This window comes from Paenibacillus sp. SEL3 (assembly GCF_054602585.1).
In genome coordinates this window covers 3690496-3705051 of record NZ_CM137725.1, presented here as the reverse complement: position 1 = coordinate 3705051, position 14556 = coordinate 3690496, and the positions used below count along the sequence as shown (strand labels likewise).

The 14556-nt window shown below is 47.3% G+C and carries 14 protein-coding genes and 1 riboswitch; of the genes, 6 read left to right on the top strand and 8 right to left on the bottom strand.

All coding sequences use genetic code 11. From position 1 onward, the window contains the following. Window positions 1-76: 76 nt before the first annotated feature. Window positions 77-2179: a bifunctional 2',3'-cyclic-nucleotide 2'-phosphodiesterase/3'-nucleotidase gene (locus ACYCS5_RS17100; RefSeq protein WP_459759823.1), complete on the bottom strand. Its 2103-nt coding sequence runs from the start codon at window positions 2177-2179 to the stop codon at window positions 77-79. A 222-nt stretch (window positions 2180-2401) separates the two neighbouring features. Next, window positions 2402-2836 carry a pyridoxamine 5'-phosphate oxidase family protein gene (locus tag ACYCS5_RS17095; RefSeq protein WP_029514695.1) on the bottom strand — a complete coding sequence of 145 codons (435 nt, stop codon included), beginning with the start codon at window positions 2834-2836 and terminating at the stop codon, window positions 2402-2404. A gap of 270 nt (window positions 2837-3106) precedes the next feature. Beyond that, a riboswitch (TPP riboswitch) is annotated at window positions 3107-3216 on the top strand. 193 nt (window positions 3217-3409) lie between these two features. Between ACYCS5_RS17095 and ACYCS5_RS17090 the strand changes: the two genes are divergently transcribed. The 5 genes from ACYCS5_RS17090 to ACYCS5_RS17070 all read left to right on the top strand — a co-directional run bounded on the left by ACYCS5_RS17090 (window position 3410) and on the right by ACYCS5_RS17070 (window position 7917). After that, window positions 3410-4453, top strand: coding sequence for an ABC transporter substrate-binding protein (locus ACYCS5_RS17090; protein ID WP_459759822.1), 1044 nt, complete (start codon window positions 3410-3412; stop codon window positions 4451-4453). 534 nt (window positions 4454-4987) lie between these two features. Then, window positions 4988-5281, top strand: a complete 294-nt coding sequence (locus ACYCS5_RS17085) for an MTH1187 family thiamine-binding protein (protein ID WP_016818835.1) — start codon at window positions 4988-4990, stop codon at window positions 5279-5281. Next, on the top strand, window positions 5278-6054 hold the full coding sequence (locus ACYCS5_RS17080) for an ABC transporter permease (protein ID WP_029514693.1): 777 nt from the start codon (window positions 5278-5280) through the stop codon (window positions 6052-6054). Before ACYCS5_RS17085 ends, ACYCS5_RS17080 begins: the two co-directional genes overlap by 4 nt. A 44-nt stretch (window positions 6055-6098) precedes the next feature. Next, window positions 6099-7049, top strand: a complete 951-nt coding sequence (locus tag ACYCS5_RS17075; RefSeq protein ID WP_459759821.1) for an ABC transporter ATP-binding protein — start codon at window positions 6099-6101, stop codon at window positions 7047-7049. Window positions 7050-7104: 55 nt separating this feature from the next. Then, on the top strand, window positions 7105-7917 hold the full coding sequence (locus ACYCS5_RS17070) for a TatD family hydrolase (protein WP_459761321.1): 813 nt from the start codon (window positions 7105-7107) through the stop codon (window positions 7915-7917). Between the two features lie 179 nt (window positions 7918-8096). On the opposite strand, the gene nfsA is transcribed toward ACYCS5_RS17070, so the two are convergent. From nfsA to ACYCS5_RS17040, 6 genes are all read right to left on the bottom strand, one after another. Continuing rightward, complete coding sequence (nfsA, locus tag ACYCS5_RS17065; RefSeq protein WP_029514690.1) at window positions 8097-8840, bottom strand: oxygen-insensitive NADPH nitroreductase; 744 nt, start codon at window positions 8838-8840, stop codon at window positions 8097-8099. 290 nt (window positions 8841-9130) lie between these two features. Then, entirely contained in the window at window positions 9131-11587 is a 2457-nt protein-coding gene (locus tag ACYCS5_RS17060) for a heavy metal translocating P-type ATPase (RefSeq protein WP_318627666.1), read from the bottom strand. 115 nt (window positions 11588-11702) lie between these two features. Beyond that, window positions 11703-11903, bottom strand: coding sequence for a copper ion binding protein (locus tag ACYCS5_RS17055; RefSeq protein ID WP_165147930.1), 201 nt, complete (start codon window positions 11901-11903; stop codon window positions 11703-11705). 55 nt (window positions 11904-11958) lie between these two features. Continuing rightward, entirely contained in the window at window positions 11959-12309 is a 351-nt protein-coding gene (locus tag ACYCS5_RS17050; RefSeq protein WP_029514687.1) for a metal-sensitive transcriptional regulator, read from the bottom strand. Between the two features lie 130 nt (window positions 12310-12439). Further along, window positions 12440-13240 (bottom strand): DUF3600 domain-containing protein, encoded by an 801-nt coding sequence (locus ACYCS5_RS17045; protein WP_165147927.1) that lies wholly within the window; start codon window positions 13238-13240, stop codon window positions 12440-12442. Then, window positions 13230-13811 (bottom strand): sigma-70 family RNA polymerase sigma factor, encoded by a 582-nt coding sequence (locus ACYCS5_RS17040; RefSeq protein ID WP_238794844.1) that lies wholly within the window; start codon window positions 13809-13811, stop codon window positions 13230-13232. Before ACYCS5_RS17040 ends, ACYCS5_RS17045 begins: the two co-directional genes overlap by 11 nt. Window positions 13812-14075: 264 nt before the next feature. Between ACYCS5_RS17040 and ACYCS5_RS17035 the strand changes: the two genes are divergently transcribed. Beyond that, on the top strand, window positions 14076-14534 hold the full coding sequence (locus ACYCS5_RS17035) for a hypothetical protein (RefSeq protein ID WP_069010752.1): 459 nt from the start codon (window positions 14076-14078) through the stop codon (window positions 14532-14534). Window positions 14535-14556 lie beyond the last annotated feature (22 nt).

Here is a 14556-nt window from a genome sequence, read left to right as displayed (position 1 = left end):
AAAAAAAGCAGCAAATCTCTTGGTTAAAGAGACTTGCTGCTTCATTCTGATATTAAACGAAAACTAAAATTCGAAGTTATTTGGATGCCTTTGGCTTTGTTGTTTTAGCTGGTTTAACAACCGCCGGTTTGGTCGTTTTAACAGCTGGCTTTGCTGTTGCTTTCGCGGGAGCCACAGCTTCCTTTACAGAAGTCGTTGCTGTACTAGGCTTAGCGCCAGCTTTTAAGCTGTATTTGGCAAAACCGTCTGCCGCGCTGCTCAAGTATGAAATTTGTTGATTGCCTGCCAGCACGTCTTTGGCATCAGGAGAGGACTCGAAAGTAACCTTTGCCTGACCAAAAGAAGCAATAGACCAGTTGCCATCCGCCGATGGATTAATCGTTCCGTTCGTACGGATATAGTCAACAACGACTTGACGACTTTCATCCGGTGCTGCCATCACAATTCGTTTGCCATCTGGGTTGGCCAGTTTGGATGAGGAAGCACGATAGTTATTGGTGGCTACGATAAATTTCTGTGCAGGATCTATAGCCTTTCCATTGTATTGCAGATCCTTGATACGATGCGCTGAAGAATCAATAATAGTTCCCTTGGCATCATACCGTGCAGGCTGCGTTACATCAATCTGATAATTCACACCGTCAATGACATCGAAATTGTAGGTTGGGAAATCTTTGTTGATCAGCGATTGCTCCTCAGTTTGCTTTGGATCAATACGGTTGAACTGACCCGCAGACCACTCCAGCCATTCCTGAATTTCAGCACCGGTCACTTCTACAGCATGAACCGTGTTCGGGTACACATACAGGTCGGACACGTTTTTAATCGCTACCGTACCTTCAGGAATATCAGTGTAATACTCGGCTCCGTTTCGACCGCCGGCCTTGAATGGAGCGCCTGCCGACAATACTGGAAGTTTTTCGTATTCAGTTCCTTTGAGATGGTTTTGAACATACCATTTCTGTGCATTCGTCACAATTTGAATGGAAGGGTCGTCCTGCACTAATGCAAAATAACTGGTAATTGGCGCCGTCGTTGTTCCTACAGGCTGGCGAATATAATCCAGCGTTCCTTGATGCTCTTCTTTGACCGCATCAATCAGTTTAAATTCAGGGATAAACTGCACAGTCTGATTAGTGGTGCTCACAACCGGACGCACTTGAGATTGAGAGTTAGTCACGTTCCACTCGCGATTTTTCTTTTCTAGGCTCAGGTCAATGATACCCAGATCCTTGCCCCATGAGGAAGCTTCCACGGCTGGTACCCCATTAATGGTTCCCTTATCCAGATCTACACCCTTCATATCTTTAAAATCAGGGCCAGGGAAAGATTTATGAGCATGCCCAAACAGAATAGCGTTAATTCCGTCCACCTGGCTCAAATACTTAACGGCATTCTCCATCAGTGGCGTTTGTGGCACATCCTCATAACCGGTATGCGCAAGCACGACAATAATGTCAGCACCTTCCGTCTTCATTTGAGGAATAAACTTTTTCGCCGTTTCCACAATATCCTTCGTAACGACTTTATCCTTCAAATTGGCTTCATCCCACTGCATAATTTGAGGTGTGACCAGACCGATCACACCCACTCTGAGTGTATGCTCTTCGCCCTTCTCGTCCGTTACTGTTTTATCAAGAATCTGATAAGGGGTAAAATAATTCTTAGTAGCTTGGCCCCCTTTATCAACATAAACGTTCGCATTTACATAAGGAAAATCAGCTCCCTTGAGCGATTTGTCCAGAAAGTCGAGACCGTAGTTGAATTCATGGTTGCCCACTGTAGCTGCATCATAGCCCATCAGGTTCATCATCTTGTAGACCGGATGGACACCGCCTTCTTTCTCAAAGGTTTTGTTGCGGGCCATATAATCGCCTAATGGGTTGCCCTGCAGCAAATCACCATTATCGAACAGCATACTGTTTCTTGTTTCACTACGTGCCTTCTGGATCAAGCTAGCTGTACTAACCAAGCCATACTCGTTGGTTTCTTTGTCCGAATAGTAATCGTAGTTCATCAGGGACGCATGGATATCCGTTGTTTCCATGATCCGCAAATTCACCGTAGCGCTATCACGAGAATCACTAGCTGCCCAGGATGGAGCGGCTGAAAACACCAGCATGCTACAAGCTACAACTGCTGCTGTAAACCCTTTAAACCAATTTTTACGTAATAACAAAATATACCCCTCCTCATTAAGGTGTATGCCTCATATACATACTTTTGCACATATATGTAAGCCTTGAACTCACCATTTCTATTTTAATCCAACGCCAGACAAAAGAGTAGTCATTTACTTAAAATTATTTATGAAAAAATAATTAATTTTCTCAAACATAAAAAAACCAGCAAACCTCCTGAAAAAATTGGAGATTTACTGGCTTATCCATTTATATTCGTATTATTTCTTCCACACCTGGCGCTCCGTTTGCTGACCCACATACTCAATGCGAGTCGGATTCACGTCCAGAATGACATAATCGGGATCGTCCGGTCCGGAAAACCACTCCTTCAAGGAGTCGTTCCACACTTGTTTGCGTAGCCCCTCATCAGCTGTAATTTGGACGGTAGCCTCCACTTCAACAACTTCCTTCGTACCGCCAACCTCATAACCCAGCAGCAGATAAGCATTCGGATTGTCCTTTAGCTCATCCACTTTATGCGTTTTGCGATCTGTCGCCAGATGAATGTTCATTCCATCGTTAAAAAGGGCCATATAGCGTACTTTCGGTTTGCCACCCTCTACCGTACCTAACGAACAAAATTTGTTGTTATCCAAAGCCTTCACAATGGCTTGTTCCAGTTGGTTGCGATCCAATGTTTCCGTTTTACCCACAGTACAACAACTCCTTTTCACGAATTAGAATTCTCTACGGCCATGCCATTGGGCACCAGCCCATCTGAACCTACCTGCGCAGCTGTTCTGAAAATAACATGACCGGATCGAATCGGATTGATTCATACTCATTTTCAGATCAAAGCTCACAGTAAAAGTGTACCCTGTCGTTCGGCAAATGAACCGTTATCTCTCCCTTCATGCTGGACAGACCCGCATTCAAAGCATATAATCGTCGTAGTAAACCCGAATAAATGAACCCATTAAACCATACAATGCCAGGGGTGCTGGAATCGGCCGGCTGAGAGTGTGTCCCAAGACACTGACCCTTACAACCTGATCTGGGTAATGCCAGCGTAGGAATGCTTAAGCAAGATGTGCCTTCTTTACATAGGACCATCCCTTACTTTGGTATATACAAGCGCAAGCGTCCCGGAAACTCGGGGCGCTTTTTTGTTGAGGATTAAGTTGTTGGAAAGATCGCGTCCGGCAGATGTTATTTTTATGAAAATGGGAAACTTAAGCTGTCTGATTGGATGGATAACGGGTAATCAAAAGGAGAGAACACTAACGATGAAGCGCATGAAAATATTAAGCCTGGGACTGATCAGTCTGTGGCTCATGGCCCTGACCCTGACCGCTTGCGGTGGAAGTCCCCCTACATCCCAAGAAGCAGCTTCCGCTACCGACACTCAAACGTCTACTCCGGCAAAGGGGCTCAAAGATGTTAAAATCGTGCTCGACTGGACACCCAATACGAATCATACGGGACTCTATGTCGCCAAGGACAAAGGATTTTACGAAAAAGCAGGTTTGAATGTCCAAATTGTTCAACCTGGTTCAGGCGGAGCCGATCAAATGGTTGCTTCTAATGCTGCACCTTTTGGTATCAGCTACCAAGAAGGCGTCACACAGGCTCGCACGCAAGGTGTGCCGCTTGTATCCATCGCTGCGGTGATTCAGCATAATACCTCAGGCTTCGCAGCCCCGGTAGATCGCGGAATTAAAAGCCCGAAAGATTTTGAAGGTAAAAAATACGGCGGTTGGGGCTCTCCCGTAGAAGAAGCGGTCATGAAATCCATCATGGATTCAGACAAAGGCGATGTGAGCAAAGTGAAGATCGTCAACATGGGCAATGCAGACTATTTTACAGCCGTGAAGCGGGATATCGACTTTGCCTGGATTTTCTACGCATGGACCGGAATCGAGGCCCAACTTCGAGATGAGCCATTGGATATGCTGTATGTAAAAGATTATTCCAAAAGCCTCGACTACTATACGCCTGTAATTGTGAGCAACGAACAAACGATAAAAAATGATCCCGAGCTGGTTAAAGCGTTCATGGATGCTACCGCACAAGGCTATGAATACACTATCGCTCATCCGGAAGAAGCCGCAGACATTTTAAGCAAAGCTGTACCGGAGCTGGATAAAAAACTGGTACTTGCCAGCCAAAAATGGCTGAGCCCGCGTTATCAGGACGATGCCGCACAATGGGGTGTGCAAAAAGCGGAGGTATGGCAAAACTATTCGGACTGGATGTACGAACGCAAGCTGCTCAGCAAGCCTTTGGAAGTCGATAAGGCCTTCACAAACAACTTCTTGCCCAAGCGCTGACCATTTGTTAAAACGCTAAATAAGACTGAACTAGAGAAGTGAACGAAGCCCTACTACGCAGTCGGATGGTGCTTCCCATCGCTGTTGTACCCAGATTTCTTAATAAAAACTTATGATTAGTGTAGAAATCCGGGGAGGTTATGCTTCCGAAGCGAGCTTTCCTACGGAAAGCTTTTAAAGCGAACGCTAACGCTTGTACAGCACCATTCCGCCCACTTCGTTCTCGTTCCACTTGGTTTATTCTTTAGTCTCATAGTATCTAAAGCGCAAAAACAGATGCGCTTGTGTGTAAAAATGCCACACAACCTATCAAAAATTAAAGTGCTTTTAAGGCGGTTGGCAGCGTAGCGGTTCATTTGAATCTAGAGAAGCGTAGCGCTCGCCTTTGCCGTGGGATTCTTACCTTTTAAAATTTATTCAAAGAATCCCATGGCAACAGCGATCGTAAGATCAAATGAAACGCGAAGCGGTCTCCCCGCCTTAAACCACCCTATTTTCTCTAAAACACTTCAAATGAAGGACAGGTGAATTTGCATGGCTAATACACTGCTCAGTATTCAAGTAATCCCTAAAACTCCTAATAACGAGGACTCTTACCCGTATGTAGATAAGGCGATTGAGGTCATTCAGCGCTCCGGTGTCAAACATCAGGTGAACCCATTGGATACGACCATGGAGGGCGAGCTCGACGAGTTGCTGAAAGTGGTTAAAGAAATGCATGAGGCTTTGACGGAAGCGGGCAGTCCCAGCGTCATTTCACAGATCAAAATCGCACATAACCCACAAGGCATCAGCATGAACAAGCTGACCGAGAAATATCGCCCATGAATCCGAAAGGCAAGAACGCATCCTGGTGGAAAAGCGTATGGCCGCCCCTTGTGGCGGTCCTCTTCTTTTTAGCAGCCTGGCAGGGGGCGGTTTCCTATTTACATATTGAATCCTGGCTACTGCCAGCTCCATCCCTCATCGTACAGGAGGGCATGGCCCAGACGGCGCTGCTTGGTGCCCATACATGGGCTACAATTCGCCTGACACTTGTGGGATTCGCTATAGGGACAGCAACGGGACTGTTGATCGCCATCGTTCTTCATACCATTCCTTTTCTCAAATCCGCCCTGTATCCGCTGCTTATCCTGAGCCAAAACATTCCGATCATCGCCCTGGGGCCGCTGCTCATGGTGTGGTTTGGTTTTGGCATGCTGCCCAAGCTGATGGTCATTACCTTAGTATGCTTTTTTCCCGTGGCTGTAGCGACCATGGACGGGCTGACACGGACGGACCGTATGATGATGAACTATATGCAGATGTCGGGTGCCGGTCGCATGGCTATTTTTATGAAGCTGGAGTTGCCACACTCGTTGCCGCAAGTATTCTCCGGCATCAAGATTGCTGCCACCTACAGTGTGATGGGCGCAATTATTGCCGAATGGATTGGTGCGAGCGAAGGAATCGGATATTATATGCTGCTGCAAAAATCGGCCTATCGCACGGACCTCATTTTTGCCGCCATCGGCATCATTGTCGCGCTCAGTTTACTGATGTTTGTCATCATAGTACTACTGGAAAAATGGCTGGTTCGCTGGAAACCGGATCAGGAATAGCTTCCTCCTTGAATTAAATACAGCAAAGAAAGGACGTGGCACATATGAGTCTGCATCCGACTGACTTATCATCACACAACGTGGCTAATGAACAACGAGCCGGGGACCAGCAGAGTCCTTCGACTGCCCCTTCTGCTCTGGAATTGGACGGGATCAGCCTCGCCTTCCGCGAAAAGCGAAGCTTACTGCCCGTGCTGCAGGATGTATCCCTCACAGTCAAGCCGGGAGAATTCGTTTCTCTCATCGGTCCGTCAGGCAGCGGCAAAAGTACGCTGTTTCACATCATCGGCGGGCTACTCAAACCACAGCAGGGACGTATCCGTATGCACGGACGAGACATGACTGGTGAACGTGGGCATATCAGCTATATGCCACAGCAGCCCGCCCTTTTCCCGTGGCGCACCACGCTGGATAATGTACTGCTTGGGCAGGAAAATGCTCCACGTAAAAATACAGCAGTCCCCCCTCAGTACGCCAGTGAACGCGAACGTCGCAAAGAAGCCCTGCAATGGCTCGAGCAGGTTGGACTAGGCAAATTCGCCAAGGCGTATCCACATACGCTGTCTGGTGGAATGCAACAGCGTGCAGCCTTTCTTCGCGCACTGCTCAGCCCGCAGGAATTAATGCTGCTGGATGAGCCGTTCAGCGCACTCGACGCGCTGACACGTGCAGATATGCAGCAATGGTTACTGCGGATGTGGGAGAAGAACCGCCGCTCTGTGCTGTTCATTACCCACAGCATTGAAGAAGCGCTGCTGCTCTCCGACCGCATTTATGTGCTGTCAGCGCGACCTGCTTCGGTGGTGCATGTCGTAGATGTCCCTTTTCCCCGCCCGCGTAGGGAAGAAATCACCCTCGATCCTCTCTTTATTGAATGGAAGCGAACCATGACCGGCTGGATGCGTGAGGAAAAGTACAAACTGGACGGCGACATGGACAATGCTCAGAGCGTTCACAAGAATATCCCGGAAGATGAATTGAATCGGCATGAGTGACGTAAAAGTTCGATGTGCATCGAAATGGAACAGCCAAACAAAGCTAGGCTTGGATTTGACCACAACAAGACCCGCTCCATTAATCGACGCGCACATTCATGTAGACAGCTACCCGCCCGAACAACAGAAGCTATTGCTCGCTTCACTTGCTGATAGCAGCGTCCAAGCTGTGATAGCCGTGTCGATGCATCTGGACTCCAGCCGAGCCAATCTACGGTTAGCCGAGCGTTACCCTGGGCTAGTACGGCCAGCCTTTGGCTTTCATCCCGAACAGGCCCTTCCACCGCAAGCTGAGCTTGACCTCTTGTTCGACTGGATGGACGAACATGTACAGCAGATGGTCGCCGTGGGTGAAGTCGGCTTACCCTATTACAATCGGCTAGAAGCCTCGCAGAGCGGAACTCCTTTTGACCTCGCTCCCTACATAGTGCTACTGGAGCGTTTCATCCAGTTTGCAAGCAAGCATAGCAAGCCCATTGTCCTGCACGCCGTTTATGAGGATGCTGAGATTGCTTGCGACCTTCTGGAACGTCACGGCGTCACGCTGGCGCATTTTCACTGGTTTAAAGGCTCGGCCGCCACGACCGAACGTATCGCCCGGAACGGCTATTATGTCTCCTTCACACCGGATCTCCTGTACGAAGAAGAGATCCGCAGTTTGGCAAGGCAGTATCCGTCTGATCAGATCATGGCAGAGACAGACGGTCCCTGGCCGTTCGAGGGTCCTTTTACCGGACAACAGACACATCCCCGGATGACTGCCGACGTCATTCGCGCGTACAGCAAGCTGACCCAGCAAGATGAATCTGCCGTCCGTCAATTATTTTATGAAAATACGAGACGCTTTTACTCACTATCTGATGGATAAAGGTATACCCGCTGTTTACTGACTGGAAGGTTTACAACCACAACATGCAACCAAAGCAAAGAACCTCCTTATTTACGCGGAACTTCATCATACGTAAATAAGGAGGTTCTTGTATTTTCAAACGTATATAGCTCAAATACTACTTGTATTTTGCAGAGTTTTTTATCACTACTCAAATTTTATTGCTTCAAGAAACCCTTCTGTTCCAAAAATGGCTTCAACTGCAAGCGTGCTGGCTCGGTCAATCTTCCGGCCATTTGCTCAGACCATGGCGTAGAGCGTTGACCGCCCGTACGTTCCTTCAAATATTCGGCTGATGTATGATCGTATACTTCTACAGCTTTCATCGTCTGATTTTTGTCGTAGCCGTTCATATGCAAAACACCGGACAGCGGAAGACGTGGACGCAAGCCCGTTTCCTGATCCGGTACACCAATACACATACCGAATACTGGATACACCAGCTCTGGCAACCCTAACAACTCAGACACCTCTGCTATGTTAGTACGAATGCCGCCAATGTAGACGATGCCCAAGCCCAGTGATTCAGCGGCTACCGCTGCATTTTGTGCAGCTAACGCGGCATCAATGGTCGCAACCGTATAATTTTCAACGGACCCTTCATAGGAAGGCTGACCTGGCTGATGGTGGAGCGTGACCTGTTTCAAGCGATACAGGTCTGCGCACCATACCAAAAACGCAGGGCATTGCTCAACGTAAGCCTGCCCTCCTGCCAACTCCGCCAGTTTTGTTTTCAAAGAAGGCTCGGTAACGGCGATAACAGTATATGCCTGCACATTGCTGGACGAGGAAGCCATTTGGCCAGCTGCCACAATAGCTGCGAGCTGCTCGTCGGTAATAGGGTCTGACTTGAATTTTCGCACAGACCGGTGATTCATCAACAAGGAAATCGTATCATTCATGACTGCTTCACTCCTAATCCATGATATAAGCTCTTTATCTACTTCAAGCTGTGAGTATACGAAGAAGTTCTTGCATGCTTGCATGGCACTCCTACAAATATTATGAAACTTTCGCGAATGATAAGCAACCTGACGTAATGAAAGTTGAATGGTTTTAAAAAACCAAACACAACAAAAAGCAAGCACGCAGAGAAACCAAACCAATTGCGCGTACTTGCTCTACTCTGATAATAACTTTATCTCGATACAGAAGTCCGACAGCACGCTATCCTGCCGATACATCCATACACTTACAGCTTTACTCGTTGGAGACGCAGCGCATTCAGCACAACTGATACAGAGCTAAATGCCATGGCCGCTCCCGCCAACCATGGGGCAAGGAAGCCCAAAGCAGCTATCGGAATACCGATCACGTTATACCCGAGCGCCCAAAACAGATTTTGCCGTATGTTTGTCATGGTCCGGCGGCTCATTTCAATCGCGTCAGGAATGCTGTTCAGGTTGCCGCGCATGAGGGTAATATCCGCCGCCTCCATGGCCACATCCGTTCCCGTACCCATCGCCATCCCAATATTAGCAGTAGCCAGCGCAGGCGCATCGTTAATACCATCCCCAACCATAGCTACGATCATGCCTTGTTCCTGAAGCCGTTTCACTTCCTCAGCCTTTCCTTCAGGTAGCACCTCCGCCAGCACTCGTTCAATTCCGGCCTCGGCGGCAACAGCCCGCGCAGTCCGTTCATTGTCACCCGTAATCATGATGACTTCAATGTTCATCGCCCGCAGACGAGCAACGGCCTCCCGTGACGTTTCTTTAATCGTGTCCGCTACGGCCACCAGTCCGGCATAGGAACCGTCCACAGCGACCAGCATCGCGGTTTTCCCTTCTTTTTCCAGATTGTTCATATACTGCTCAGCTAAGTCATCTATTGCGATGCCTTCCCTGCTCATCAATCGGCGTGTACCGGCCAATACCTGTTTACCTTCCACATGTGCCTTCACACCATAACCCGGAATATTTTCAAAATCTGTCGGTCCTACCAGCTCAATGCCTCGATCTGCAATCCCCTTTACAATGGCTTCCGCCAGCGGATGCTCTGAGCTTTTTTCTGCCGCACCGAGCAACCGCAGCATATCCTTTTCAGCCATGCCGCTTGCTCCAACCATAACATCCGTCAGCTCGGGCTTGCCATTCGTAACTGTACCTGTCTTATCCAACACCACTGCGTTGACTGAACGGGTCATCTCCAAATGCTCGCCGCCCTTGAACAGAATACCATATTCAGCGGCACGTCCCGATCCTGCCATAATGGACGTTGGAGTTGCCAATCCGAGCGCACAAGGGCAAGCAATGACGAGAACTGCAATCATTTTCTCCAGTGAGCCTGCAAAATCAGTCGGCGTCACAAGGAAAAACCAGACGATAAAGGCCAACACAGCGATAGCAACAACAATGGGGACAAAAATACCGGAAATCTGATCCGCAATCCGCTGAATGGGAGCCTTGGAGCTTTGCGCATCTTCCACGACCTTAATAATACGGGACAACGCCGTATCACCACCCACACGCTCAGCCTGGATACGTAGAACCCCGTTTTTATTGAGCGTCGCCCCTGTAACTGCGGAACCGGCTTCTTTTTCAACCGGAAGACTCTCACCACTTAACATGGATTCGTCCACTGCCGAACGTCCGTCTACGACCACACCATCGACAGGAATTTTCTCGCCGGGTCGTACAATAAAGATATCCTTCACACGTACCTGTTCAATCGGAATATCAAGCTCTTGCCCATCACGTACTACACGTGCCGTTGTCGCCTGTAGACTCATCAGGCTCTTGATCGCCTCGGACGAACGCCCTTTGGCTACCGCTTCGAACCATTTACCAACCAAAATAAGCGTAATTAGCACCGCGCTTGTCTCGTAATACAGCTCTGGCATGGTCATGACAGGCATTCCCGCCATCCCCTCCATAACATCAGCCGGACGCAGAGTAAGGTACAAGCTGTAAAAATAAGCCGCAGACGTACCCAGTGCAACTAACACATCCATATTCGAACTGCCGTTACGAAGCGCTTTGTACGCGCCCACATAAAACTGCCAACCAATGACGAACTGAATCGGCGTTGTCAGCACTAGTTGGAACCATGGATTCAAGAACAGTTCTGGCACATAAATCCATGATGTAAAGGAAAAATGAGCCACCATCGCCCACAACAACGGCAACGACAGCACTGCGGACACAATCCACTTCCATTTTTTACGATGGATATCCTTACTGCGGACATCCGCGATATTGTCCTCAGCGCTCTGCGGGATCGCTCCGTAGCCTAGCTGTTCAATCTTGCTCACCAGATCACCAACCGCAATACTCCCCGCGGCATATTCCACATGAGCGGTTTCCATCGCCAAATTTACCGTGGCACCTGTTACACCAGGCATCCGATTCAATCCCTTTTCAATCCGGGTTGCACAGGCCGCGCAAGTCATGCCCGTTACATTCAGATTGGCTTCTTCACTTACAGTTCCAAACCCAAGAGAAGCAATTTTATCGCGGAATTCAGCGATCTCCACCTGCTTGGGATCATAGGATATCGACGCCTGCTCCAAAGCCAAATTCACATTAGCCTGTGCCACACCATCTATTCGCTTTAAACCTTTCTCAATACGGCTTGCGCAGGCAGCACAGGACATCCCTGTAATGTGAAGCGTTGTCTGCTTGTCACCGTCGGTCGCACGGTTTTCCATGGCCATCCTCCTCCCATACCCCAGTGGGGTATATCGTATCCAAAAAGAAAAAGCTTCTAATATGGAAGCTTCCTCTTCGAAACAAGTTTTTTCACACATAAAACACCTTCATTACTTAAACAACATCATAGCCTTGGTCTTCAATGGCTGTTTTCAGCGCTTCAACGTTCAGCTTGGACTCGTCATATTCTACATTCACTTGTTTCATTTCGAGGCTGACCTTGCCGGTAGCGCCAACTTTCTCCAAAGCTCCTTCTACTGCCTTCACGCAATGATTGCAGCTCATGCCTTCTACATTCAATGTAACTTGTGCCATTTTCTTTTCCTCCTCTGGGGTACTTCCGTACCCATAATGTGTATGAATACTACTCTTAACGGATTAGCTTTTTGACCGTAACCAGCAGCTCGTCAATCACTTCCTGCTCTCCTGCCTGCATGCGCTCAATGACACAGCTTTTCATATGCCCTTCCAGCAGCAGCTTACCGACACCATTCAGCGCGGACTGGACAGCCGCAATCTGGTTCAGTACATCGTCACAGTAGGTATCCTTCTCAATCAAGCCTTTAATTCCGCGAACCTGACCTTCAATACGGTTCAACCGGGATACGAGGCTGTTCTTGAACTCTGCCGAATGATGACTTTTTCTAATTGTCTTTTCCCCGTCTGTTCCACAGTGATTCTCATGGACTTCAGTGTGGGAAGCAGATTGCTCCTCAGCCATACATCAGCCTCCTGTGTGGTGTATATATGCATTTAAACATTTGTTATATCCCCATCATAATATACCCCCACGGGGTATGTCAACATTCCAGGAAAATGTCACTTTTTCGCCTTGATTTTCGCCACTGTTTCTACTCAAGCGAATTAAATTGATCAAAATAAGGCTGTAGCAACTCTAACTGTTCCTCATAATCTTTTCTATCCCTCTCAGATAAACGATCTGGATATAGTACACCTTTGGCCCCTGTAATGCGGGGTACATACTCGTAGAACTTCGTGAACAGTACACGAAACTTTACAAATTCATCCTCAGTCAGAACCTTTTTCGCATAGTCCAGCTCGACCTGTAAATCGATGCCTGCGTGGGCCTTTGCATCTAATGTGCCCGTAATGGCAGAATCACCGCCATCTTTTTTACCATCGTCCGTTTGGGTTAGCGCTTTCCCCTGATTCAACTTGTCATAATACGGCTCCAGCTTGGCAGATATATGATCGTATTCACGCTCTTCCTCTGCGCTTAAGCGCTCCTTGTGGAGTGCGCCGTTTTCATCCGTCATTTTCAGATTATAGGCCCCGAGTTCTCTCAATAACCCTATAAAAACAGTGAACTCCTCTTTCGTTAAATGCCCCTGCACCTGCTGCAACTTGGATTCTACTCTATTATATTCCTCTGACGATCCTCCCATTTCAATTAGCTTTTCCTGTGAACCATATATTGTATCCGCCAAATAAGTGTAAGTAGCAAAAGCACCTGTTGGAATTAGTAATAACACTACGAGAAGAGTTATCACAATATACCTTTTCATAGATTTAGGTCCTCCTTTTTCAAGCCGTTCAATTTGACCCATAATGTTTTCTTTTAATTCAGCCGGAGCCAATATGTGGTCATCATCCTGCTGCATCACCCTACGTAGTTCTTGCTCAAGCTTCATGGATCTTCTCCACCTTTCCGATTAGAAAATGTTCCTGCTGCTCTTTCGATCGAAGCTTTTGCAAAGCCGCGTGAATTCGTGATTTCACCGTGCCTAACGGTATCTCTAAAATATTGGAGATTTCCTCTTGGGAATATTCCTGCAAATAGTGCAACACAATTACCTGTTTAAGCTTGAACGAAAGCTGCTGAACTGCTTGGAGCAATACATGATTTGCAACCTTGTCCACAATTTCCTCAGAAAAATCATGAGATGTATGAAGTTCGAGCCTTTTTGCTTTGCTTGTGATTCGTAGCCTCATCCATTGTTTTCTACGGTAAGCCCGGATCTGACGCATAACGACCCCCATTAGCCAAGGATGAAAAGGACGTCTTTCGTCAAATTGCCCAAGTGATTTATATACATGAATATAAATTTCCTGCACCACATCATCAGCATCCACTTTCTCTTCCAACAAAAAATGCACCGTTCTATAGACTGTATGAATTGTTTGATCATACAGTTCTCTGTAAGCCTCACGACTGCCAGCCAGCGTCTCCGTAACAAGAGCAACCATCAAATCATTCTTTATCAAATTTGCCCGCCTCCTTGCGTTGTCCAATCCTGATCTCCCCCTTTCTTTCATCTCACATCTATATATTTGGCAGGAAACCAAAATATCGTTCGATTCTGTCTCAACATCAGGAAAATAGTCTCCGCATAATCATTCTTTAGCAGGACTACTCTTTTGGTAATATATTGATATAATATTAAAGTTGCAATTCCCATTTGTCTTGTATATATACAAACGAGCAATCATAACAAATCATACGTCGAAGGAGCTTATTAGAAGTCAATGAAAATAAAGATTACACCCTTGTTACGGCTTATCCAAGGCCTGTTGTGGTTTAAAATCCTTGTAATCATTATCGCAGGATGTGTATTTATTTCAGCCCAACCGACAGGTGGGGAGTCTCGGTTAATCCATATGGCCTCCCGCACGCTATCCATCACACCTCCACTTGAAGGTTCTACCGCTCATATGGTCGGATTTGTATTCGGAAAATTGCTCTTTCGATTACTTCCTACAATAATGATCTTGCTGTTTATTGCGACAAAAAAGTATAAACTCACCCTTACTTTACTGCTTTTCGTATCCATTTTTGGTTTGAACATCAACGGAATAGACCCTTTCTTTCCCGTTCATATCTGCATGCTTATTTCAATTCTGGTTCACAAACCATCTCGTATGTACTTAAAACAGATACCTCTGCCCGCAAAGGAAGCCGAAGATATCTCGATTGCAAAACGGTAAAAAACTCCCCTGGACTGAAATG

What these genes read in the sequence shown, in the direction of transcription:
- ACYCS5_RS17085 (WP_016818835.1), top strand. Translation starts at nt 4,988, where the DNA reads ATGGCTAATACACTGCTCAGTATTCAAGTAATCCCTAAAACTCCTAAT.
- nfsA (WP_029514690.1), bottom strand. Translation starts at nt 8,840, where the DNA reads ATGAATGATACGATTTCCTTGTTGATGAATCACCGGTCTGTGCGAAAA.
- ACYCS5_RS17055 (WP_165147930.1), bottom strand. Translation starts at nt 11,903, where the DNA reads ATGGCACAAGTTACATTGAATGTAGAAGGCATGAGCTGCAATCATTGC.
- ACYCS5_RS17050 (WP_029514687.1), bottom strand. Translation starts at nt 12,309, where the DNA reads ATGGCTGAGGAGCAATCTGCTTCCCACACTGAAGTCCATGAGAATCAC.
- ACYCS5_RS17060 (WP_318627666.1), bottom strand. Translation starts at nt 11,587, where the DNA reads ATGGAAAACCGTGCGACCGACGGTGACAAGCAGACAACGCTTCACATT.
- ACYCS5_RS17075 (WP_459759821.1), top strand. Translation starts at nt 6,099, where the DNA reads ATGAGTCTGCATCCGACTGACTTATCATCACACAACGTGGCTAATGAA.
- ACYCS5_RS17045 (WP_165147927.1), bottom strand. Translation starts at nt 13,240, where the DNA reads ATGAAGCTTGAGCAAGAACTACGTAGGGTGATGCAGCAGGATGATGAC.
- ACYCS5_RS17090 (WP_459759822.1), top strand. Translation starts at nt 3,410, where the DNA reads ATGAAGCGCATGAAAATATTAAGCCTGGGACTGATCAGTCTGTGGCTC.
- ACYCS5_RS17080 (WP_029514693.1), top strand. Translation starts at nt 5,278, where the DNA reads ATGAATCCGAAAGGCAAGAACGCATCCTGGTGGAAAAGCGTATGGCCG.
- ACYCS5_RS17035 (WP_069010752.1), top strand. Translation starts at nt 14,076, where the DNA reads ATGAAAATAAAGATTACACCCTTGTTACGGCTTATCCAAGGCCTGTTG.